The organism is Candidatus Kurthia intestinigallinarum (assembly GCF_003991225.1).
GTDB lineage: Bacteria > Bacillota > Bacilli > Bacillales_A > Planococcaceae > Kurthia > Kurthia populi.
In genome coordinates, this window is record NZ_JTFC01000129.1 from 1 (window position 1) to 1,445 (window position 1,445).

General features: G+C 34.4%; 2 protein-coding genes. Both read left to right on the forward strand.

The genetic code is table 11. The annotated features are described in order from the left end of the window. Positions 1-24 precede the first annotated feature (24 nt). On the forward strand, positions 25-363 hold the full coding sequence (locus QI30_RS19150) for a winged helix-turn-helix transcriptional regulator (RefSeq protein WP_126992084.1): 339 nt from the start codon (positions 25-27) through the stop codon (positions 361-363). Positions 364-583: 220 nt separating this feature from the next. Beyond that, positions 584-1,445: VanZ family protein (locus QI30_RS19155; protein ID WP_148113904.1), on the forward strand; the 862-nt coding region annotated here is incomplete at its 3' end.

Below are 1,445 nucleotides of genomic sequence, written 5' to 3' on the forward strand. Positions count from 1 at the left end.
TATTAGAAAGGATAGTGTAAAAAGATGGGGATGTCTGACTATGTAGAGAAGGGCAACGTTCGAGAGACACCTTTTGGCTATACATTATCAATTATTGGTGGTAAGTGGAAAATGCTAATTATTTATATTTTGGCAGAAAACGAAACAGTCCGCTTTAATGAATTGCAAAGAAAATTGGGGACCATTACCTTCAAAATATTAAGTTCACAGCTTAAAGAGTTGGAAGCAGACGGCATGATTGTACGAAAAGAATATCCGCAAGTCCCACCTAAAGTAGAGTACAGTCTTACACAAAAAGCACAATCCCTATTACCGGCTTTGGAACAGTTATGTGAATGGGGTTTAAAAAATCAAAAAAATTAGTTAAACTTTTTATGCGTTTCATCATATAGATTTTAAAATTGAGAACGAATTTCATTACTAGAAATTCTTTCTCTTATTTACTGTTAAGTATCATGCCAACGATTTTTTATGCAAGGCAAGGAATCCATAAGGTTTGCTGGAGAGTGGAAGACCTATTGAAACTTCATACTTAAAATGGTAAGATGCAATCTTTTACATCAAAGAAAAGAAAGGACATTTTATGAAACAAGTAAATTTACGTAAAATCACAATTGTGCTGTTAACATTATATACAGCTTTGATCCTCTATTTCTTATATCTAGGTTTTAATAGAGGTCTACTGGGGACAGACTCTAGCTTACGATACAATCTAATACCTGAAGGAATCCCATTGCATTATCCAATAGGAAAAGGCTTTCAAATCTGGTTTTTTGAGTACGGGAATTTTTTAGCGTTTATCCCTTTTGGCGTGATTATTCCACTCCTGTTTCGTTGTAGTTTTAAACGCTTTATCGTCGTTTTTATAGTATCAATAACAATTCTTGAAACGATTCAAATGCTTACACATTTAGGAGCTTTTGATATAAATGATATTATTATAAATTCATTGGGTGCTGCAGTAGGGTTTTCAGCACAGCGAATCGTCACTCATAACCGAGATAATCTAAAAGGAGTTATCAAAATCGTATTACTTTCCATGGTGCTTGCCCTTGGAACAATAATAATTGTTGGCGGTATTAATCAATATTTAGAAAAAGGCGAAGGGAAAATTATTGCCCTGAATGACCTGGTACAAGAAGATGAGTCTATCCAATGGGATGAAAACTTGTCCACTTTTACAATTGGCCAAAACGAAGTAGCCCCACAACTAAATTTAATTGATAGAGAGCATACAAAAACCAATGAATTCGTGTATCTATTAGATAGCAAATATAAATATATGACAGGTTATGTTGCAATACCTGACGATGTTTTGAACGCTACAAGCACAAAGAGTATTGAAATAGAGTTCATCAGCGATGGAGAAGTAATTTATTCGGTAGGGTTAACCACTACAAGGGGAAAAAATGGCATAGAGTCGTTTGAAGTCCCTCTTAATGAAG